This window comes from Pedobacter frigidisoli (assembly GCF_004331675.1).
Classification (GTDB): Bacteria; Bacteroidota; Bacteroidia; order Sphingobacteriales; family Sphingobacteriaceae; genus Pedobacter; species Pedobacter frigidisoli.
Map to the genome: position 1 here is coordinate 264,693 of NZ_SJSN01000004.1, position 21,903 is coordinate 286,595.

The 21,903-nt window shown below is 36.9% G+C and carries 20 protein-coding genes; 7 read left to right on the forward strand and 13 right to left on the reverse strand.

Annotation, left to right across the window (positions count from 1 at the left end):
• Window positions 1-142: 142 nt before the first annotated feature.
• From rny to rpsT, 10 genes are all read right to left on the reverse strand, one after another.
• A complete protein-coding gene (gene rny, locus EZ449_RS06805; protein ID WP_131557211.1) occupies window positions 143-1,714 on the reverse strand; it encodes a ribonuclease Y in 1,572 nt (523 codons plus the stop codon).
• A gap of 304 nt (window positions 1,715-2,018) precedes the next feature.
• On the reverse strand, window positions 2,019-2,309 hold the full coding sequence (locus EZ449_RS06810; RefSeq protein ID WP_056092867.1) for a cell division protein ZapA: 291 nt from the start codon (window positions 2,307-2,309) through the stop codon (window positions 2,019-2,021).
• Between the two features lie 34 nt (window positions 2,310-2,343).
• Window positions 2,344-2,634 (reverse strand): hypothetical protein, encoded by a 291-nt coding sequence (locus EZ449_RS06815; protein ID WP_131557212.1) that lies wholly within the window; start codon window positions 2,632-2,634, stop codon window positions 2,344-2,346.
• Between the two features lie 31 nt (window positions 2,635-2,665).
• Window positions 2,666-5,065 (reverse strand): phenylalanine--tRNA ligase subunit beta, encoded by a 2,400-nt coding sequence (gene pheT / locus EZ449_RS06820; protein ID WP_131557213.1) that lies wholly within the window; start codon window positions 5,063-5,065, stop codon window positions 2,666-2,668.
• A gap of 318 nt (window positions 5,066-5,383) precedes the next feature.
• Entirely contained in the window at window positions 5,384-5,578 is a 195-nt protein-coding gene (locus tag EZ449_RS06825) for a hypothetical protein (RefSeq protein WP_131557214.1), read from the reverse strand.
• A gap of 193 nt (window positions 5,579-5,771) precedes the next feature.
• A complete protein-coding gene (locus EZ449_RS06830) occupies window positions 5,772-7,166 on the reverse strand; it encodes a radical SAM protein (protein WP_131557215.1) in 1,395 nt (464 codons plus the stop codon).
• Window positions 7,159-7,929, reverse strand: coding sequence for a prolipoprotein diacylglyceryl transferase (locus EZ449_RS06835; protein WP_131557216.1), 771 nt, complete (start codon window positions 7,927-7,929; stop codon window positions 7,159-7,161). The genes EZ449_RS06830 and EZ449_RS06835 overlap by 8 nt, the downstream gene beginning before the upstream one ends.
• A gap of 11 nt (window positions 7,930-7,940) precedes the next feature.
• On the reverse strand, window positions 7,941-8,777 hold the full coding sequence (locus tag EZ449_RS06840; RefSeq protein ID WP_131557217.1) for an endonuclease/exonuclease/phosphatase family protein: 837 nt from the start codon (window positions 8,775-8,777) through the stop codon (window positions 7,941-7,943).
• Between the two features lie 210 nt (window positions 8,778-8,987).
• Complete coding sequence (radC, locus tag EZ449_RS06845) at window positions 8,988-9,686, reverse strand: RadC family protein (RefSeq protein WP_131557218.1); 699 nt, start codon at window positions 9,684-9,686, stop codon at window positions 8,988-8,990.
• Between the two features lie 73 nt (window positions 9,687-9,759).
• Window positions 9,760-10,014, reverse strand: a complete 255-nt coding sequence (gene rpsT, locus EZ449_RS06850) for a 30S ribosomal protein S20 (protein WP_010603296.1) — start codon at window positions 10,012-10,014, stop codon at window positions 9,760-9,762.
• A 243-nt stretch (window positions 10,015-10,257) separates the two neighbouring features.
• Here rpsT and purN point away from each other — a divergent pair, with 243 nt between their 5' ends.
• The gene (gene purN / locus EZ449_RS06855) at window positions 10,258-10,836 is read left to right on the forward strand and encodes a phosphoribosylglycinamide formyltransferase (protein WP_131557219.1); all 579 of its coding nucleotides are present in this window, start codon (window positions 10,258-10,260) and stop codon (window positions 10,834-10,836) included.
• Between the two features lie 155 nt (window positions 10,837-10,991).
• Here purN and EZ449_RS06860 read toward each other — a convergent pair whose 3' ends face one another.
• Together EZ449_RS06860 and EZ449_RS06865 are read right to left on the reverse strand one after the other, a co-directional pair.
• Window positions 10,992-11,366 carry a response regulator gene (locus EZ449_RS06860; RefSeq protein ID WP_131557220.1) on the reverse strand — a complete coding sequence of 125 codons (375 nt, stop codon included), beginning with the start codon at window positions 11,364-11,366 and terminating at the stop codon, window positions 10,992-10,994.
• A gap of 278 nt (window positions 11,367-11,644) precedes the next feature.
• A complete protein-coding gene (locus tag EZ449_RS06865) occupies window positions 11,645-11,992 on the reverse strand; it encodes a hypothetical protein (RefSeq protein WP_131557221.1) in 348 nt (115 codons plus the stop codon).
• 273 nt (window positions 11,993-12,265) lie between these two features.
• Between EZ449_RS06865 and purH the strand changes: the two genes are divergently transcribed.
• The 6 genes from purH (at window position 12,266) to rodA (ending at window position 20,582) form a co-directional block, all read left to right on the forward strand.
• Window positions 12,266-13,792, forward strand: coding sequence for a bifunctional phosphoribosylaminoimidazolecarboxamide formyltransferase/IMP cyclohydrolase (purH, locus tag EZ449_RS06870; RefSeq protein WP_131557222.1), 1,527 nt, complete (start codon window positions 12,266-12,268; stop codon window positions 13,790-13,792).
• A gap of 1,070 nt (window positions 13,793-14,862) precedes the next feature.
• Complete coding sequence (locus tag EZ449_RS06875) at window positions 14,863-15,885, forward strand: rod shape-determining protein (protein WP_131557223.1); 1,023 nt, start codon at window positions 14,863-14,865, stop codon at window positions 15,883-15,885.
• 76 nt (window positions 15,886-15,961) lie between these two features.
• The gene (gene mreC / locus EZ449_RS06880) at window positions 15,962-16,801 is read left to right on the forward strand and encodes a rod shape-determining protein MreC (protein WP_131557224.1); all 840 of its coding nucleotides are present in this window, start codon (window positions 15,962-15,964) and stop codon (window positions 16,799-16,801) included.
• The gene (locus EZ449_RS06885; RefSeq protein ID WP_131557225.1) at window positions 16,794-17,309 is read left to right on the forward strand and encodes a rod shape-determining protein MreD; all 516 of its coding nucleotides are present in this window, start codon (window positions 16,794-16,796) and stop codon (window positions 17,307-17,309) included. Before mreC ends, EZ449_RS06885 begins: the two co-directional genes overlap by 8 nt.
• The gene (gene mrdA, locus EZ449_RS06890; protein WP_131557226.1) at window positions 17,309-19,318 is read left to right on the forward strand and encodes a penicillin-binding protein 2; all 2,010 of its coding nucleotides are present in this window, start codon (window positions 17,309-17,311) and stop codon (window positions 19,316-19,318) included. Before EZ449_RS06885 ends, mrdA begins: the two co-directional genes overlap by 1 nt.
• A gap of 1 nt (window position 19,319) precedes the next feature.
• Complete coding sequence (gene rodA / locus EZ449_RS06895; RefSeq protein ID WP_131557227.1) at window positions 19,320-20,582, forward strand: rod shape-determining protein RodA; 1,263 nt, start codon at window positions 19,320-19,322, stop codon at window positions 20,580-20,582.
• Window positions 20,583-20,713: 131 nt separating this feature from the next.
• Here the strand turns inward: rodA and EZ449_RS06900 are convergent, their stop codons facing one another.
• A complete protein-coding gene (locus EZ449_RS06900) occupies window positions 20,714-21,901 on the reverse strand; it encodes a hypothetical protein (protein ID WP_131557228.1) in 1,188 nt (395 codons plus the stop codon).
• Between the last annotated feature and the right edge of the window lie 2 nt (window positions 21,902-21,903).

Genomic DNA, 21,903 nt, shown 5'->3' on the forward strand with positions numbered 1-21,903 from the left:
ACAAAATTACTTACTAATTAAAATCTGCGTTAATCTTTTTAGTCTGCGGGAGAACTAAAACGAAAAAAGCGATGGAAAACTCCATCGCTTTATAATCTGTGTAATCAATCGCCTTAGCGTAAAATCAGTGGAATTATCTTCCTTACTTAGCAAAAGCTACTGAACGTGTTTCTCTAATTACGGTAACCTTAATCTGTCCTGGATAAGTCATCTCTGTTTGAATACGAGTTGAAATATCTGCAGCCAATAATTCTGCCTGTGCATCTGTAATTCTTTCACTTTCTACAATCACCCGAAGTTCTCTTCCTGCTTGGATAGCAAATGTTTTCTCTACACCTGGGTAAGATAAAGCCAGTTCTTCAAGATCTTTCAAACGTTTAATGTAACTTTCTACCACTTCTCTACGTGCACCCGGACGAGCACCTGAAATGGCATCACAAGCCTGAATAATTGGAGAAATCATCGATGTCATTTCGATTTCATCGTGGTGGGCACCAATTGCATTACAAATTTCAGGATGTTCCTTATATTTTTCGGCCAATTGCATCCCCAAAATTGCGTGAGGCAATTCAGGATTATCATCAGGCACTTTACCAATATCATGTAGTAATCCAGCACGTTTTGCCATCTTCGCATTTAAGCCCAATTCTGCTGCCATTGTAGCACAGAAATTAGCCACCTCACGCGAGTGATGTAAAAGATTTTGTCCGTAAGACGAACGGTAACGCATACGTCCAACCATACGAATCAATTCAGGATGTAAACCGTGGATACCTAAATCAATAACCGTACGTTCGCCGATTTCTACAATCTCATCTTCAATTTGTTTTTTGGTTTTAGCCACCACCTCTTCAATACGAGCTGGGTGAATACGACCATCTGTTACCAAACGGTGTAAAGCCAAGCGGGCAATCTCTCTTCTTACTGGGTCGAAACCCGATAAAATAATGGCCTCAGGCGTATCATCAACAATAATCTCGATACCTGTAGCCGCTTCTAAAGCACGGATATTTCTACCCTCTCTACCAATCACGCGACCTTTAATCTCGTCACTTTCAATATGGAAAATAGAAACCGAATTTTCAATCGCAGCTTCAGTTGCTGTACGTTGAATGGTTTGAATAACCACTTTCTTAGCTTCTTTACTGGCAGTAAGTTTTGCCTCATCCACAATATCCTTAATCTGGATCATGGCTTGAGTGCGAGCAACTTCCTTTAAATTATCTACCAACTGGTTTTTAGCTTCCTCAGCAGATAGGCCAGCAATGGTTTCCAGCTGTGTTAAATGTTGATTTTTTAATACCTCAACTTCTTCTTGTTTTTTAACAGCAATTTCAGTCTGCTTCTCTAGATTAACCTTTTGTTTATCTAAATCTTGTTCCTTTTTGTTGAAGTTTTCCATACGCTGATTTACCGATTGCTCTTTCTGCTTCATGGTATTTTCACGCTGGTTGATGTTATTATTCTTCGCATTCACTTCTTGCTCATGCTCTGCTTTCAATTGCAAAAACTTCTCTTTTGCTTCTAAAAGTTTATTCTTTTTTAAGATTTCTGCATTGTTCTCTGCATCTTTTAAAATCTTTTTAACTTTATTTTGGGCTGCAACTTCTTGCCCCTTTAATAAGTTACGTAGTAGGAACCTACCTACTGCTATACCGATACCTAAGCCTGCTATTAGGGCAAATATGTATCCTAGAATTTCCGTTATCTCCATTTTGTTTTTTAAGTAAAAAAAAACCGCTGCTAATTTTTATAAGTCTCATTATTTTAAACCTCAACTAAGCATAATTGGGATTTAAGCCATTTTCAGGTGCATAAAGCAGATGAAATACGCCCTCTTAACCCCATAGATATTGAAGTGTTAAGTTTTATAAATTTTGAAACTCAAAAAACTAGCCGCGGCTATGTTTTTATGCTAATTATCATAAGCTGTCGTCATGCTGAAATTCATTTCAGCATTTTATTAATTAAGGCTCTGAAACAAGTTCAGAGTGACGAGTCGCCTAAAGAACGAACCTTTATTTGGTGAAAAAACCATTGAGTAAAACATCCAATTCTTCAACTTTATCGGCAACAGCAGTATCTTGGTTTTGCACTTTATTTTCAGTCCTTAATACGGCGGTTGCGTAATGCAAAACTGCCATAGAAAGAAGATCCTGCTTATCTCTAACCGCATAATTATCTTGATAATCTTTTATGCGCTCATTGATCATTTTAGCTGCCCGTCTCACAATTTCTTCCTCTTCTGTATTCACCTTTAGGGGATAAATACGGTCGGAAATGGTTATTTTAATCGAGATTTCTCCCATTTGTTAGCTTAGTTTCTGATTACCACGCATCATTTTATTTTTTAAGTAATGCGATACTTTTATCAATCTCCCGCACAAAATCGTTAATCTTTTGTTTAATATCAAGCGACTTCTCACTTGTGCCCTCTATACTTTTAGCCAATTTTGTAACCCTTAATTTTTCATCAAGCTCTACATTTTTGCCTTTCGAAGTATCAAGCGCAACTTTTAACGATTGATTTTCAAGCTTTAATAAATCATTTTCTTCTTGTAGTGCATTACATAACTCGATTAATCGAGCTGCTTTTTGTAATACCTTATCTAATTGATCTGCAACAGAAGTCATGAATTTATTTCTAAAAATACGAATTTATATTTTATTTCCTAATTTCTGCACCCGCTTGCTGGGTTAAATTCGCGATTAGTTTCTGCATGGTGTTTTCAATCTGCTTATCGGTTAAGGTTTGCTCCTCATCCTGCAGAATAAAATTCAATGCATAAGATTTTTTACCCACTGGTAATTTATCACCAACATAAACATCAAAGACACCAACTTCCTTGATCAGCTTTTTATCCGTTTTAAAAGCAATTCCTTTTAGGGTATCGAAAGTTACTGCCTGATCGATCAACAACGATAAATCTCTACGCACCTGCGGATATTTAGAAACCTCTTTGTTTACGATTTTATTTTTCTTCACGATATCTAACAAACCAGCCCAATCAAAATCTGCATAGAAAACTTCTGCATTTACATCAGCAACCTTACGATCGGCCTTACTTGCAGCACCAAAACTTACCAAGGCTTTATCTCCACGGAAATATTTAATGCCATAAGCGAAGTTTTCATCTTTCAAAGTATCGGTTTGATAACTCGAAATTCCTAAACGAGAAATGATCGCATCAACAGCGGATTTCAAATTGTAGAAACTTGCTGATTTAGAATTTTGGTTCCATTGCTCTCCTTGTTTTGCTCCAGAGATTAATAATAATAACCTTGGTCGCTCCACATACTTCTCATTGATCAAATGATAGGTTTTGCCGAATTCGAAAAATTTCACATCAGCATTTTTGCGGTTTTGGTTGTAGGCAACACTCTCCAAAGCTGGCATCAACAAGTTTTGTCGCATCACATTTAAATCGCTACTTAGTGGATTTAAAATAAATACGGCTTCATCTAAATTTTTAGAGAAAGTAGATTTTGTTAACGAGTTACACATGATCTCCGCATAACCATTTGCCGATAATAGATCAGCAATTACATTGTGCGTATTTTCCTTTTCAGGCTTAATGCTATAAGATAATGATGCATTTACCTTTGATGGAATTTCGATGTTGTTGTAACCATAAATACGCAAAACCTCTTCGGTAATGTCGCATTCGCGGGTTACATCAACCTTAAAAGATGGAACCCTAAGTGCCAAAGTATCATCAGAAGTACTGGTTGCGGTAATTCCTAACGCGGTAATGATGTGTTTGATTTCTGCGGATGGAATATTCGCCCCAATTAATTTATTGATGTTGCTATAACTTACCTCGAATTCAAACGGCTTAATATGGCTTGGATAAATATCAGAAACTGATGATGAGATTTCTCCACCTGCCATTTCCTTGATTAATAAAGCCGCATACTTCAATGCTGTAACTGTAATTTCTGGATCTGTTCCACGCTCGTAACGGAACGAGGCATCTGTTTTTAACCCATGTCTCTTCGCAGTTTTGCGTACCGAAACCGAGTTGAAATAAGCACTTTCCAAAAAGATGTTTTTAGTTTGTGTATCAACACCTGAAGTTTTTCCACCAAAAACGCCTGCGATACACATTGGCGCATCTGCATTGCAAATCATTAAATCATCTGCACTTATTTTGCGCTCTACATCATCGAGCGTTATAAAAGGTGTTCCCTCTGCAACTTTTTTTACGATTACTTTTCCACCCGCAATTTTATCAGCATCGAAAGCATGTAACGGCTTACCTAAACCATGCAAAACATAGTTGGTAATATCCACTACATTATTAATCGGGCGAAGTCCAATAACCTTTAATTTATCTTTCAACCACTCTGGAGATTCCGTTACAGTAACGCCAGAAATAGTCAAGCTGCTGTAACGCGGACAAGCTTCCGAATCTTCGACCTCAACAGGAATTACCAAATTTTCGTTATCAGTTTTGAAAGCAGAAAGATCAGGCATTTCATATTCACTTCTGAAATAAGCCGCTAAATCTCTAGCCACACCTAAATGAGATGCTGCATCGGCACGATTTGGCGTTAAACCAATTTCGAAAACAAAATCATCATCCATTTTAAAATGGTCTTTAGCACGAATTCCGATTTCGGTATCATCATCCAAAATCATAATTCCATCGTGAGATTTGCCTAAACCAATTTCATCCTCTGCACAAATCATCCCTTGCGAAACCTCTCCTCTTATTTTTGATTCCTTAATTTTAAAAGGCTCGCCCTCCAAAGGATAAACAGTTGTACCAACCGTGGCGACTACCACTTTTTGTCCGGCGCCAACATTTGGTGCACCACAAACAATTTGAAGATTTTCCTTGCCACCAACATTTACAGTAGTTACCCGTAAACGATCGGCATTAGGATGTTGAACGCAGGTTAAAACCTCGCCAATAACCAAACCCTCCAATCCACCCACAATAGGCTGAACCTTATCTACACTTTCTACCTCTAAACCAACATCGGTTAAGATTAATGAAAGCTCGGCAGGCGTTTTATCTATTTGAACGAATTGTTTTAACCAGTTATATGATATTTTCATTTAGTTATTTATTGTTTTTTATTGTAATGAGGCGATCACGATTTTGTTGTCTTCTGCGTTGCATCGGCAAAATCATGATGGTTTCATTTGTCAGTAGCAAGTATCAGGTATCACGATAAATCTCGAGTGATACTCAATTTCATAAAACGCAAAGATATTATTTAAAGCCCAAAGCAGAAAGCTAAACAAGAAATCTTGAAGTAATAAAAAATCCGTCATCTCGATTGAAGCGCAGCGAAACAGAGAGATCTTTGAAACAAGGCGAACATTAGCTTAAAAGATTTCTCGGCTTCGCTCGAAATGACGACAATTAAAACCTTAACGTCCAATATTCAAGTTCGATAAAATCACCGCACAAGCTCCAGCTCCAATCACTAACATAACCACAGAAGCTATAATTAGCTTTAAGCCAGGTTTTACAGGTTCGTTTTTGGAAGATTTTATAATTACTTGGATTACTCCAACTACAAATAGGATTATTACTGCAATCCAATAAAGTACAAATAATTCCATATTTTATCCGTTAGCAAGCAATACTGCGCAAGCTCCCCCACCAATTACAAGCATAATTATCGATGCAATTAGCATTTGGACCCCGAGTTTTGTAGGTTCATTGTTTGATGATTTAACAATAATAGTAATTATGCCGCCAATGAATAAACCGACTATGGCAAGTCCATATAAAAACAACAATACAATAATCATATCAATTCATATTTAGTTTTTCCCTGATGGTATCGATCTTGTTATCCCGATAAAAAATATTCATCGTTTCAAAAGGTACCATTTTATATTTATCAGAAACTATGTGCACACAAGATTTTTTAACGGCCCGAACATCGAAATCAAGTGGGTCCATAAAATTCATAATGATGATGCGAAAGAGATTATCGTAACTCAAATTATCAGATTTTACCCTTGGCAAGCAACACATCAATTCGCCAAAAGTATCTTCAGCACAATCTACAGAAACACCAGTGCTAAATAAATTCAACATGTGTTCTTTTAGCTTTTCATCGTGCTCAAAAACGATGGTATTTTTGGAGTTATTGAGTAAATCTTCGGGGTTGATTAAATGCGTCATTGGAATAACCTCGTCGCCAATTTTTAAGGCATAAGCCATGCAAAGCGCATCAGGGTTACAAGGAACTGGAATTAAATCTTGCGGCGTAAAGGTTGGGTATTGTTCGTAAATCTTCCTGCGAACCTCGGTTAACGTTATCCTGCCTTTTTGATCATTATAATCATCATTTCTACCTGCAACTTGCGTAGGCTGAAAAGTTACACCACGCACACATCGCTGTTTGAGTGCATAGTCTAAAATATCGCCAATTTCGTGATCATTCAATCCATTTTGCAGGGTTACCACCAGAGTTGTAGAAACATTATATTGGTTTAAATGCTCGATGGCTTTTCTTCTTACTTCGGTTAAATCCTCGCCCCTCATTTTGGTCAACACCTCTGGACTGAAACTATCAAACTGCAAATAGATTTCAAAATCAGGCATGTAAGTGGCAAGCTTCTCCACAAATTTAATATCCTTTGCAATCCTAATTCCATTGGTATTCACCATTAAATGTTTGATGGGCTTGGTTTTGGCAAGATCTAGAATCTTAAAAAATTCTGGATGAACGGTTGGCTCGCCACCAGAAAGCTGAACCACATCAGGCTCACCCTCATTTTCAACCACTACGTTCATCATTCGTTCGATCTCTGTTAGTGTACGGTGCCGACCATAACTTGGCGACGACATGGCATAACAAGTTGGGCAGGCCAAATTGCAGCGATCGGTTACCTCAATCACGGTTAAACAAGAATGCTGCTCATGATCAGTGCAAAGCCCACAATCGTACGGACAACCGTAATGCACCTTGGTATTAAACTTCAGCGGCATTTCCGATTGCTTATTGTAATTTCTAATCTGCTTATAATATTCCACATCATCAGCAATCATAACCTTGCTATCGCCATGCGTTCTACAATTTTTCAGCATAAAAACCTTTGCATCCTGAAAAACGATTTTTGCATCGCAAAGCATGAGGCATTGTGGACACAGGCTCTTGGTGTAATCGTAATAAATATAATCTCTCGTATTAGCCATGCTTCTGATTTTTAATGAAAATGGACTTCGAAATTCTAATAATGAATTTATAATAATAAACAAAAATCAGCAAAGCCGACCAATGAATGCTACTTAAATTTAATAATAATGATTGATAAGGCTTTATAAATTCGATCAAAAAACGAAAGAGAAAATAGAGTACCATAAATAATTTGAAGCGATCGCCATTGATGAGGTTTCTATTTTTAACTGATCTGAAAAGAAAGTAAAGCGCTATGAGAAAAATCATTTCATAAAGCATAATCGGATGCCGCATTATACCATCTCCCAAATCCATTCCAGTAAAAGAAGTAGTTGGAATACCATAAGTCGGTTCATCAATACCCATCGAAAAACAGCCAATGCGACCGATAAATAATGCCACCAAAATTGGAACAACATAAATATCGCCCGAAGCTATTTTTACACCGATGATTTTCTTGATAATTTCAACACCAAATAATCCACCAAGCAAGCCGCCCACAATGGTTTTACTCTGATAGAGCACAGAAAAACTTAGATGACTTAATACTTCTGGTGTTTCCAGTACGGCTACAACTCGAGATCCAATCAGGGCGCCCAACATAGCACCCAACATGATCCATAATCTGTTCTCATCAGAAATTGGATCGACAATACCTTTCTTTAAATAATAGTAAACCCGAACACCAATTATAAAAGCAAGTGTTTCGAAAATATAATGGTAATGATATTGATTACCAAAAAGCTCAAACTGGAATGGAAATGGAGAATTAGATTTCAATATTGATATAATTAAAACCAAAGCCTGGCAAAGACTGGTAAATGATCTGATGGATATTTTTTATCCTTACTATCGCTTAAAACAGCAAATTTCTGAACTTTAAAACCCTTATTTACAAAGATGTAATCAATTCTATTTTTGAGATCGCTGTTAAAATCAAAAGCATTAAAAGTTCCATTAGGACCGTAAGCAGGCTCTTGACTAATCTCTTTTGCATCAATTAAGAAAGATTTTATAGTAGCGATGGCCTCGGTTTCGGGCGTTACGTTTAAATCTCCAGTAAAGACTACAGGTAAAGTTGGTGCAATTTGCTGAATTTTTAGCTTTAATAATTTAGCAGATTCAACCCTAGCCTTAACGCCAATATGATCGTAATGGGTATTAAAAACCAAGAATTCTTTTTTATTGACTTTGTCGTAAAGCCTTACCCAGCTACAAACTCTATTTAGTGCAGCATCCCAGCCTTTTGATGGTACTTCTGGTGTTTCTGAAAGCCAAAAAGTTCCACCGTCTTTTTTGGTAAATCGATCCTTATCGAAATATACTGCAGAAAATTCGCCTTTTCGTTTTCCATCTTCACGACCAACACCAACCACATCGAAGTTTGATTTTTCAAGTAAAGCATCAAATTGTTCAGGCAAAGCTTCTTGTACGCAAAGAATGTCCGCATCGTGAAATTTAACCAAAGCCTTAACATTGTCTTTACGGTTTGGCCAGGCATTTACGCCATCAGAGGCAACATTTAAACGAATATTATAAGTGATGATATTAATTGGCTCCCCCTTTTTTTGGGCCAATGTTATTGTAGATAGAAGCAGAAGTGATAATAGGATTTTAAAAGTTTTCATGAGGTGATTTATAATTTTCAATTTGCCAATAATACTAATTTAGTGTTAATTGAATTTTAAGTAGTCAAATTGTTATACAATGTACCAAAACCATTCATCAAAGCTTTTCTATGCATTAATTATACAGAATGCCAAGCCGCCAAGTCATAAGACCCTGAAATAAATCGGATAAGTATAGCATCAGGGTGACGGTCGCCATAATTTGATACCTTAAATTACATCCTCATCCTTATAGCTGTAATAACCATTATTGGTAAATATTAAATGATCAACTACGTAAAGTCCGAGCATAATTCCCGATGCCACTAAATCTTTCGTAAGTTTATTATCGCTTTCACTAGGCTTTAAATTTCCCGATGGATGATTGTGCGCCAAAACAATGTTTGCTGCGTTATTCTCTAGCGCAACCTTGAAGATAATTTTCGGGTCGGCAACGGTTCCCGCCTGTCCGCCCTTACTGATTAAATATTTGCCGATAATGTGATTGGATCTATTGAGCAACAGAATCCAGAATTCTTCATGGTTCAGATCGGCAAAAGTATGGTGGAGGTATTTGTGAACATCGCTCGAAGCGATAATTTGGGTAAGCTGTTCTTCCTGCGTTTCCTTTCTACGCAAACCTAATTCCAACGCGGCAACTATAGAAATTGCTTTGGCCTCGCCAATTCCCTTAAATTTGGATAGATCTTGGATAGATGCTTTTCCCAACTTGGTTAGATTATTTTCATAGAAAGCCAAAATCCGTTTACTTAAATCAACGGCGGTTTCGTTCCTATTTCCCGAGCCAATTAAAATGGCAATCAGCTCTGCGTCTGTTAAATGCCGGCGACCATGGAGCAGCAATTTTTCTCTCGGACGATCTTCTTCGGCCCACAGTTTGATTCCTAGTTTTTGTTCGTAGTCTTCCATAATTTTTTACGCAAAAAAAAAGCATCCCAACTTTTGGTTGGGATGCCTTTATTAATATCGTAAAAAAAGTGGATTATGCTAAACCGTTAACGAATTTCGTTAATTTCGATTTGTTGTTAGCCGCTTTGTTTTTGTGGATAATGTTCTTTTTAGCTAAACGATCTAACATAGAGATTACTTTAGGCAATAAATCTGATGCAGATTTTTTATCTTCTGCAGCACGTAATCTCTTGATGAAAGTACGAGTAGTTTTTGCCTGATATCTGTTACGTAAACGTTTTGTAGCGTTTGCTCTAATTCTTTTTAATGAAGATTTATGATTTGCCATTTCTATTTAGCCTTTTATTTTTTCTTATTCGTTTCCTATAATTCGGGTTGCAAATATAGAGTTTATGTTTTTAAAATACAAAACATTTTAACTTTTTTATTCGTCAAGATTTAACCTCATTTCCGAACTGCAAAAATACAATAAAATTATTCATTTATAGCACGTTAAAACAACAGAATAAAAATTAACATCTATACAGAAAACAGGCGTAAAAATACTATTTTTGGGGAAAACGATTATTGAGTGAAAAAACGAATTGCCATCTTTGCTTCTGGTTCGGGCTCTAATGCCCAAAAACTGATGGAGCATTTCAAAAGAAGTAATGATATAGAGATTTCTTTGGTATTAACCAATAATGCTGATGCCTACGTACTGCAAAGAGCTGATAACTTTGAAATTCCCACGCACATTTTCGATAAACATGAGTTTTACAAAACAGATGAAATTATAGATCTGCTCAAAAATCTTGATATCGATTTTATTGTTTTGGCCGGTTTTTTATGGCTCATTCCTCAAAACCTGATTGCTGTTTACCCTGGAAGAATCATTAACATACACCCATCTATTCTGCCTAAATTTGGCGGAAAGGGCATGTATGGCGACCATGTTCACCATGCCGTGATGGCAGCGGGCGGAACAGAGGGTGGAATTACCATTCACTACGTTGATGAAAACTATGACGAGGGTGAATATATTTACCAAGCCAGATATAAAATCGATAAAAGTGATAATTTGGAAATGGTAAAATTTAAGGGCCAACAACTAGAGCACCAACACTATCCAAGAATTGTTGAAACGGTTGTAAAGAAAATTAAGAAATAATTTGCTTAGGGCATTCGCTTTGCTGCTTGAGGATTAGGCTGAGCCATCACGTCCCTGCTGAATTTGATCCACAAGTATAAACAGTCATTTAGATAGATTTTTTAGCTATTCATAGTTGGCATATTCTGTATTCGAATATTGAGGCCCAAAAATGTTCAACTCATCTCCGGCCCAGAATTCATAAACAACGAGGCCAAAATTTCTTTAATTTCTACCACGGAAGAATCCTTAAAAATAAAAGCATTTGCGCCTGCGGCAAGCAAAAGCTCAATACATGGGCTCGTTTTTTCATAACCCGAAAAAATAACAGCTTTCGCTTCCTTAACAATGAAACGGATCAACTCTTCTAATTTTTCCTCATCTGGCATATTTACATCAAAAATCATTAAACTAATATTGTTGCTTGATATTAAGTTTACTGCTGCATCTAAATTCTCTGCCTCCACCCTTGCTCGTGGCCATATACTTTTCACCATAAGTTTAAGGCCATATCGAACAATCTGATGGTCATCTGCAACAAGAATTTTCATTCGGCTATTTTCTGATGTTTATAAATATGTTGAAAACAGTAATGCATCCGATTTATTTCGGATGCATTATTTATTCTCTTAATAATTCTCAAATCAACTTCAAAATTAAGTTGAACAACATGAAGTATTTTGTAATCGTAAATTCAGTTCTACAGTTTAATCGAGGGTCGCCTCAATAGTGTAAGCTTATCTAAAGTTGTACTTCAGGGCAATCTCAAATTCCCCATTGCTGTAGTTTTGAAGATCGGAGGTATTCGTAGTATACTGTGTAAGAATGGTTAAGATATTTTTATAGGTAGTTCCGGCACCAATGGTACGCTATTGGTACTGTGGTGCATGGCACTCATTAATAATTTATCGCCAAAGAACTGAAGATTTGCACCTGCATCTAAAATATTCTTATAATTTTCAACACCTCTGTAAGTTACACGAGGCTCAATACTGTAAAGAGCTGATTCATTTTTACTGATAAATTTATATGCGATTGCTCCCATGTACAATACTCTATCCGCGACATTACGCTGAATATCACGATCCAAGAAACGTTTCAGATTTGGCAAAGTAGCTTGAACCGTCAACTTCTCTGTTCTATTAATACTAACTAAATGTGAGTTTCTAACAAACATCGTTGCGAAATAAATTTCCCGTTATTACAAGCAATATTCCCGAATTGAGGAATTTGGGGAAATAGATACTACTTCATTAAATAATTTACCAAATACTACTATTGCGATCAGAATATTGCCATCTTGAAACATTATAGCCTCGTATTCATCAACCTTGATAGCCTTTACGGCATTGTCGGCATGATTAATAATTAAGTTGGATTTTTTTACGATGAAAACCTAATAATAAATCGTCGTGTTTTATTACCTTTGCGGCTCAAAAATTACAGTAGAATGAGTCAGCCCATTAAGATTAAAAACGCCTTAATTTCAGTATATTATAAAGATGGTTTGGAGCCGTTGGTAAAATTGTTAGCCGCTCAAGGTGTACAATTATTCTCTACCGGTGGAACAGAACAATTTATTAAAGACCTAGATCTTCCAGTTACTGCTGTTGAGGATTTAACCGGTTATCCATCAATTTTAGGTGGTCGTGTTAAAACCTTACATCCAAAAGTTTTTGGCGGTATTTTAAATCGCAGAGGCTTAGCTGGCGATCAGGAACAAATTGCTGAATATGAAATTCCTGAAATCGACTTGGTGATTGTTGATTTATATCCTTTTGAAGAAACCTTAAAAGCTGGTGGAACTGCAGAAGAAATTATCGAGAAGATCGATATTGGTGGTATTTCACTAATCCGTGCGGCGGCAAAGAACTTTAACGATGTGGTAATCATCGCATCGAAAAATGATTACCCTACCCTGCTGGCGCAATTGGAAGAACAAAACGGTGAAACAACTCTAGCACAGCGTAAAACTTATGCTAAAATTGCATTCCATACTTCTTCTCACTACGATACCGCTATTTTTAATTATTTCAATACTGAAGAACCGCTTGATGTTTTTAAACAAAGTGTAAATACGGCTAAAACTTTACGTTATGGAGAAAACCCTCATCAAGGTGGTATTTTTTATGGCGATTTAGATGCCATGTTTATCAAGCTAAACGGAAAGGAACTTTCCTATAATAATTTAGTTGATGTGGATGCTGCTGTTGCATTAATTGATGAATTTGAAGACCCAACTTTTGCAATCTTAAAACATACAAATGCTTGTGGTATTGCCTCTCGTGCTACCGTTAAACAAGCTTGGCTTGATGCCTTGGCCTGTGATCCAGTTTCGGCTTTCGGTGGTGTTTTAATTACCAATGTTGAAGTTGATCTAGAAACCGCTCAAGAAATAAACAACTTATTTTTCGAGGTTTTAATTGCTCCATCTTATCAGCCTGAAGCTATTGAGTTATTTAGCAAAAAGAAAAACCGCGTTATCTTACAGCGCAACGAGGTAGCGCTGAGCAAAAAACAATTTAAGACATTATTAAACGGCGTAATTGAGCAGGATAAGGATTTAATTATCGAGGGTCCTGATCAGATGACTACTGTTACGGATAAAGCGCCAACTGAACAAGAGTTAAAAGACTTATACTTCGCCAATAAAATTGTAAAACACACCAAATCGAATACCATCGTTTTGGTTAAGGATGATGTTTTAATTGCCAGCGGTGTTGGACAAACATCACGTGTTGATGCATTGAGACAGGCGATAGATAAGGCTATATCTTTCGGGTTCAGCGTTAAGGGATGTTCAATGGCATCTGATGCTTTCTTTCCTTTCCCAGATTGCGTAGAAATTGCTGCTGAGGCTGGAATTACAGCAGTTTTACAACCAGGTGGCTCCATTAAGGATGCTGATTCAGTTGCAAAAGCGAACGAAATGGGCATTGCAATGGTTACCACTGGCGTTAGGCATTTCAAACACTAGAAACATATCTGTTCGAAAGGACGTTGAAGTAACTACGATAGTCTCCCTTTTTTAAATAGAGGGAGATTATTTTGGTTTGAACCTCTGTTGATCCATACCTTATAATTTAAGCAACAAACTAATCTGTAGGTATACTAAAAATTACAACGTTGCTATTAGTTTCCTGTACACTTAAATGCACTTAACACTTGACGAATCCATCTTGGATACTGACAGATATTCCCTATTTGTTTAAATTAGGAGTGGTTGTTTTAAATTATAATTTTACATCTTTGAGAGGCCAAATATTTACACGTTCCTAAAACAACTGACATAATTTCGTTCAATAGTATTAAAAATATAAGGCTAATTCTTCTGTCGTCCCAAATGATTTGATTTGGATTAGTCTTTCACGCTCCCTTGGGAGCGTGTTTTTTTTTAACAAAAAAAATGCAGATAGAGATTACTACCTGCATTAAATTTTTAAAATGTTTAACCTAAATCGTCCCGTTGATTTAATTTTAACGAGTTAAATATACAAAATTGAAGATCAAGTAGTTATATAAATATCAAAAATACCCAAAAGCAGGTATTCATATAAAAATAAAATATTTCCCTATAAAAATCAAACTGTATTTGGAGGCTAGTACGCCCGGTTTTCTTTAGATGGCTCAAAGAAAAGGTCGCTATAAATTTTGAAAGTTTACCTACATTTTTATAACCTATTGTTATATTGAGAAAATTCGGCTAAACCATTTGGCTTTTGCTTACATTTAGCCTTATCCGCTCCGTAATTAATAGCAAAGGCAAAAGTTATTTTTTGCTCAACACACCATTTTTTATTATTTCACCGTTCTTATAAATTGAATTGCCTTTTGTATCTTTGCACACCTTATTAAGACCTAAGTAAATCGGGTTGATAATTTTGAAGCTATACATTAAACAATAAATTTTAAAAATCTCATTTATGCTATTATCCTGGAGAGAATAATAACATGCTTTAAGATGATTTAAACAATTAAATAATAAAAAACTATTTGGTACATAGGAAATAGTTTAAATTGATAAATACAAAATAACATACCTTATACATGGGATTATTTAACTGGTTTACGCAAGAAGTTGCCATTGATTTAGGCACTGCGAATACCCTAATTATACATAACGATAAAGTGGTTGTAGATGAACCATCTATTGTTGCTTTCGATCGTACTACAAACAAAGTTATCGCCATTGGTCGCCAAGCGATGCAAATGGAGGGTAAAACCCACGACAATATTAAAACAGTTCGCCCATTAAAAGATGGCGTAATTGCCGATTTCAATGCTGCTGAAGCCATGATTAAAGGTATGATCCGTATGCTTAACGGTGGTAAAGGTTGGATGTTTCCATCTTTACGTATGGTTATCTGTATTCCATCGGGTATTACTGAGGTAGAGAAACGTGCTGTACGTGACTCTGCTGAGATTGCTGGCGCAAAAGAGGTTTACTTAATCCACGAGCCAATGGCTGCTGCCGTAGGTATTGGAATTGATGTAGAGGAACCAATGGGCAACATGATTATCGATATAGGCGGTGGTACAACCGAAATTGCGGTTATCGCCTTATCGGGTATCGTTTGCGATCAATCTATCCGCGTTGCGGGAGATAACTTCGACTCTGATATTGTGAACTACATCCGTCGCCAACACAACATTATGATTGGTGATCGTACTGCAGAAAAAATTAAGATCGAAGTTGGTGCAGCTTTACCAGAATTACAAGATCCACCTGCAGATTTCGCAGTACAAGGACGTGATTTAATGACAGGCGTTCCAAAACAGATTACTGTTTCTTATACCGAAATTGCGCACTGTTTAGATAAATCAATCTCAAAAATTGAAGAAGCGATTTTAAAGGCATTGGAGATTACACCTCCAGAACTTTCTGCTGATATTTACCAAACTGGCATTTACTTAACCGGTGGTGGTGCATTATTAAGAGGCTTAGATAAACGTGTTGCAGCTAAAACTAAATTACCTGTTCACGTTGCCGAAGATCCCTTACGTGCAGTTGTTCGTGGAACGGGCATCGCCCTTAAAAATATTGGTGGCTATAAATTCTTAATGCAATAATTTAACATGGAAAAGGTATGATGGAAAATGGACTTTAACCATCTTCCATCTTCCATCTCCCATTTTACCTCCACATATGCGTAACCTTTGGATTTTCGTTAGCAGATACAACGCATTTTTCTTATTTTTTGTTTTTTTTACGATTGGGATTTACCTAACCGTTAAAAATAATGCTTATCAGCGTAGTGTTACCTTAAATTCATCGAACGAAATTGTAGGTACAGCTTATGAGCGACTAAACATTTTTAAGAGATACCTTAATTTAGGAATGGTGAACGATAGTCTTGCGGCTGAAAATGCAAAACTGAAAACACAATTACTAACCTTAACCACCGTTGATACCGCAAAGGATGTTAAGGTTATAGATACGGTTACCAACCAAGAGTATACCTATCTAGCAGCAAAAGTAGTTAAAAACTCGATTACGCTACGCAATAACATCATGACGATTAACAAGGGTAGTGTAGATGGAATTAAGAATGGAATGGCTGTAATTGCTCCTCAAAGAGGTGTTGTTGGTTTTATACGTGATGTTTCTGAGCACTTGGCAACCATTCAATCGCTTTTACATAAGGACACTAAAATTAGTGTAACCCTTAAAAAGAACAATGCCTTAGGATCGTTAGTTTGGGGCGATGGCAATTTCGATATTAAAAAAGCTTTTGTAAAAGAAGTACCAAACCACATTAAAATGTACGTTGGCGATACCATTATTACTTCTGGTTATGGCTCTTTCCCTGCGGGCATCCTTGTTGGAAGAATTGTTAAGCCCAACGTGGCAACCAATGATAATTTCCTATCGGGAGAATTAAATTTATTTACCGATTTTGGCACGTTGCAATATGTTTATGTGGTAAAATATAAAAAGGCCGAAGAGCAGAAAGCCCTCGAAAGCCTAGTTAAGCCGAATGAATAGTAGAATAATAATTATAAATACAATCAGGTGGTTTTTATTGCTTTTTGTTCAGGTCTTCCTGCTCAAGAATATGGGCTTCTATGATCTTTCTACACCATTTATTTACGTGCTTTTTTTATTACTTCTTCCCTTTGGCATCCCAAATATCCTACTGTATTTATTGGCTTTCGGTACGGGCTTAACGCTCGATGCCTTTTACGATACCATGGGTGTTCATGCTACAGCTTGTGTAGTTTTGGCCTTTGTTAGAATTTCATTTATTTCCATCAGTTTAAACCGTGATGCAATTGACGACCCCGAACCCTCATTAAGTTATATGGGTTTCCAATGGTTTTCTCTTTATGCTTTTCTTTGCGTTATTGCACATCATATAGTGCTGTTCTTTTTAGAAACATTTAAGCTAACCGAAATTGGTTATACCTTAATGAGATGCGGCTTAAGTTGTATCTTTACACTGCTTATTATTTTCTTGGTAGAATTTATATTCTATAAAAGAACTTCCCGCTAATGGATCAACTGTTTAATCGAAAATATATCGTTCAAGGATTATTTATTGTAATCGCCCTCATTTTATTGGGGAAGTTATTCTATATCCAAATTATTAGCGATTCGGCATTTATTTCTGCGGAGAGTAATGTGCTTAAAAAGAAATATAAATATCCTGCTCGTGGTGCCATTTTAGATCGCAACATGAAAGTAATTGTTCAGAACGAGCCTGTTTACGATTTAATGGTTACCCCCAATGAGGTGAAACCATTTGATACACTGGCACTGGCAACTGCTTTGGATATCACCATAGATGATGTTCGAAAAAAGTTAAAAAAAGCCAGAACGCAATCCAATTATCAATCTACATTTTTCGAAAGGCAAATTTCGGTACAGAGTTATGCCCGTTTACAAGAAATTATGTACCGTTTTCCTGGCTTTTTAACCCAAGATAGAACGGTGCGACACTTCCCAGATAGTATTGCAGGTCAACTTTTTGGCTATGTAAAAGAAGTAAGTCCTGAGGATATTGAAAAATCTGAGGGCTATTACAAGCCTGGCGATTTTATTGGCAAAAGTGGACTAGAAAGATCTTATGAAGACTTTCTTCGTGGAGAAAAAGGAGTAGTCAATACCTTATACGATGCCAAAAATGTAGCCCAGGGAAGTTATGCCAACGGCAAGTATGATGTAAACGCCGTTTCTGGAGAACGACTAATTTCATCCCTAGATATTAGAATACAAAGATTGGGCGAAGAATTGATGAGAAATAAGGTTGGTGCGATTGTAGCCATCGAACCAGCTACCGGCGAAATACTTGCATTTGTAAGCAGCCCAGGTTATGATCCCAATCAATTTGTTGGAAAAGATTGGGGAAAAAACTACATGAGCTTATTGGCCAACCCATATCGGCCTCAAATTGTACGGCCTATTGCGGGTCAATACTCACCCGGTTCTTCATTTAAACCGGTAGATGCCTTGGTAGCATTACAGGATGGCGCCATAGACCCAAGTACAACTTTCTTCTGTCCAGGCTACTACATGGCCGGAAACCATAAGGTTAAATGTGAACACGTTGATGGAACAATAAATATGCAGCGTGGAATTGCCAGAAGCTGCAACACTTATTTTTGTCATGTTTTTCAGAATATTATTACCAAAAATGGAATGAAAAAACAGCGTGAAACTTATGCGCACTGGCATGAACAGATTTCTAAATGGGGCTTTGGGCAGAAACTGGGTATCGATATGCCTTTCGAGAAAGCGGGGATTTTTTACAAAAACGATCATTACGATAAAATCTACGGTAAGCGTTGGGGTTACACCACGGTAATTTCGCAATCTATTGGTCAGGGTGAAATTACGTCTACCCCTTTGCAAATGGCAAACGTAATGGCCGCAATTGCCAATCGAGGTTATTACCTTCGACCGCACTTAATAAAAGGCATTGGCGATAAAAATGTTGTAAAAAAAGAATACGTTGTAAAAAATTATGTTGGTGTAGATGAAAAGTATTTTGAGCCTGTAATTCAGGGAATGTTCGAGGCAGTAAATGCACCGTACGGAACAGCGAAAGAATCTCAAATCCCAGGAATTACAATGTGCGGAAAAACTGGAACAGTGCAAAATCCACATGGGAAAAACCACTCGGTTTTTATTGGCTTTGCCCCTCGCGATAATCCTAAAATCGCAATAGCTGTAATTGTAGAAAATGGTGGTTTTGGTGGAAGTTATGCTGCTCCAATATCAAGTTTTATTGTAGAAAAATATTTAACGGATAGCATTAAACCTAAATCTAACGGGTACACAGTAAGTGCATTCGCAAATACGAATTTATTGCCTGCTTTAAAGGAAAAAGCAAAACCAGGAAAGCTGACAAAAGCCGATAGCTTATTGAATAAAAAAACAGATTCGACTAGAAGAATAAAAGACAGCTTGAAGATTAAGGCCGCAACCCTAAAAAGAACAGTTGCTGCAAAACCTAAAGCCTTAAAAGCAGTAATTACTGATAAACCTGTAATCAAAAAATAAAATGCAACAGCAACAGGGAAACCGTTTCTTTTTTAATGTAGATTGGATTACCGTTTTAATCTACGTAGCCCTTTGCACTATAGGTTTTGTCAATATTTTCGCCTCAGTTCCACCCGAACAATCTGCGGTATTTGGCTTTAATACGCTGTACGGCAAGCAATTAATATATGTGATAACTGGGTTAGTTTTAGGTTTATCCATTTTATTGTTCGATGGCAGGCTATTTAACGTTTTCTCCCCTTTTATTTATGGTGGAACATTATTACTGTTAATGGCAGTACTCGTTATCGGAAATAAGGTTGCAGGTAACCAAGCTTGGATTGCCATCGGCTCCTTTAAGTTGCAGCCAGCAGAATTTGCCAAGTTTGGAACAGCCCTTTTACTTGCCAGGTATGTTGGTGCTTTTAACCCAAAATTTAGGGATTTTAAGACAATTATGATTGCTGGATTAATTGTAGGAGCACCCTTGGTTTTGATTATGTTACAACCCGATACCGGATCGGCATTGGTTTTTCTTGCTTTTATGTTCCCACTTTATCGCGAGGGTTTATCGGGATACTTCTTGCTTATTTTCTTGGGCATGATTGTACTTTTTGTAGCAGATTTCTTAGTGCCAACTTATATCTTAATCATCATCATTACCGCTATTGCCGGGCTTTTTATCTATAACAATAGAAGAAAGCAGAAAATTATTTTCTCTACGATATTGGTAACCGTTTTTGCAATTGCCTATCTTTTCTTAATTAAGGTAGCATACGAGAAAGTTCTTGCACCACATCAACGCAGTAGAATTGAGCTAATGCTTGGCCTTAAAACCGATAATAGAGGAGCAGGATACAATGTAATACAATCTCAAATTGCCATCGGTTCTGGGCAGGCAACTGGTCGTGGATTTTTGCAGGGAACACAAACTAAATATGGTTATGTTCCTGAACAAAGTACCGACTTTATCTTCTCTACTATTGGTGAGGAATGGGGATTTTTAGGTTGTTCGGTAGTTATTGGATTGTATATTTTTCTTTTGCTAAGGCTAGTTAATCTGGCAGAGCGGCAAAGATCTACATTCTCTCGTGTATATGGGTATTGTGTAGCGTGTATCCTATTCTTCCACGTATTTATCAATATCGGGATGACGATCGGAATCATACCTGTTATTGGTATACCACTTCCATTTATCAGTTACGGAGGTTCGTCTCTTTGGAGTTTTACAATCTTACTTTTTATCTTCCTGAAATTGGATTCGAACAGAATGGGATTCTTTTAAGAAAGCTAAAAGAAGAAAGATCAAATCTTAAAGCGAAAACATAGCGCTGTAAAGTGGCAATAAGCCAATAAAACGAAAGTCAATTGTGGCCCAAACTGCCATCTTTAGTCTTTTAGCCTTGGCCTTTCCGCTTACTTACTAAATCTCCTATTCAACAATTCGTAAAACTGATCTACTGTTCCCTGTTTATTCGCCCAATCGTTTTTAACGGCATAATTATTTTGCAAAAACCCATCAGCAGCTTCAAAGCTATTCATCTTGTTTACAATATCAATAGCTTCAGAGTAAGCTAAGTTGTAACCTTTAAAAAGATCCTTAATAAAAAGCAACTTTTCGTTTAAGCTAATGCCTTGTTTTAAATCGACAATTGGCGCTTTGAAAGATTCATCACTCTTACCATTTGTTTTTGCCAATAAATCATTTAAGCTAGGTGGCGGAGTTGATGATATAGTTTGAGTTACTGGTCTAACTGGAATGGCCTCTGGCGTAAAAGCTGGTCTTTCTACAGCTATTGGCGGCGAGAGTATTGGTTCATCCATTTCAACATCTTTTAAGGCTTCGATGGATTTCGATTCTACTTCAATTTTAGGGATTTCAACAACAGGCTCCTCAAATTTAGGCTGTACTGCTTCTGCCTCTTCTTCCTGGTTTGAGATTAGAAATGGCTCTGGACCAATCTCATCATCCTCTGCTGGTATATTTTCTTCAACTGTTAAGGGGCTCTCCTCTTTTTCGTGTATTTTTTTCTTTTGTGCTAAAATTTCTTCCTCAGCTCTACTTAAAGGTCTATCGAAAATCTCTTCAACATTTTTGGCCTCGTAATCAAATTTATCATCTTCAGTATGGTTACCTAAAACAAACTCAAAGCTATGATCATCATGATCTGGTTTAAAAAAGTCATGCGCCAATATCTTTTCAGCTGTTTCCTCCTTGATTTTTTCATCATCCAAAACCTCTTGTTCCTGCTGAACATCCACCCGTTCTTCCTCTTCTTCAGCAGCGGCAACCTCGGCAAGTGCTGGTGGATCAAAACATTCTTCCATCGGTTTATAACCTTGAAGAACTTTCAGTTCATCGGCAATGGTTGGTGGAGCTTGCTCAACAGTCGATAAAATTTTCGAATCTGTTTTTTGCTTACTATTTGTGTTTAATTTTTGTGAGATCCGAACATGGTCTGCCAAAAAATCGGCGTTGGCTAAAAAAAGTTCAACCTCTAAATCATTTAATTGTTCAGGATTTTGAGCTAAAAACTGATATTGCTCATTCAATTCTGTTAAAATGCTGCCGATCTTTCTGAAAATATCTTGTTGGTTCATCATGA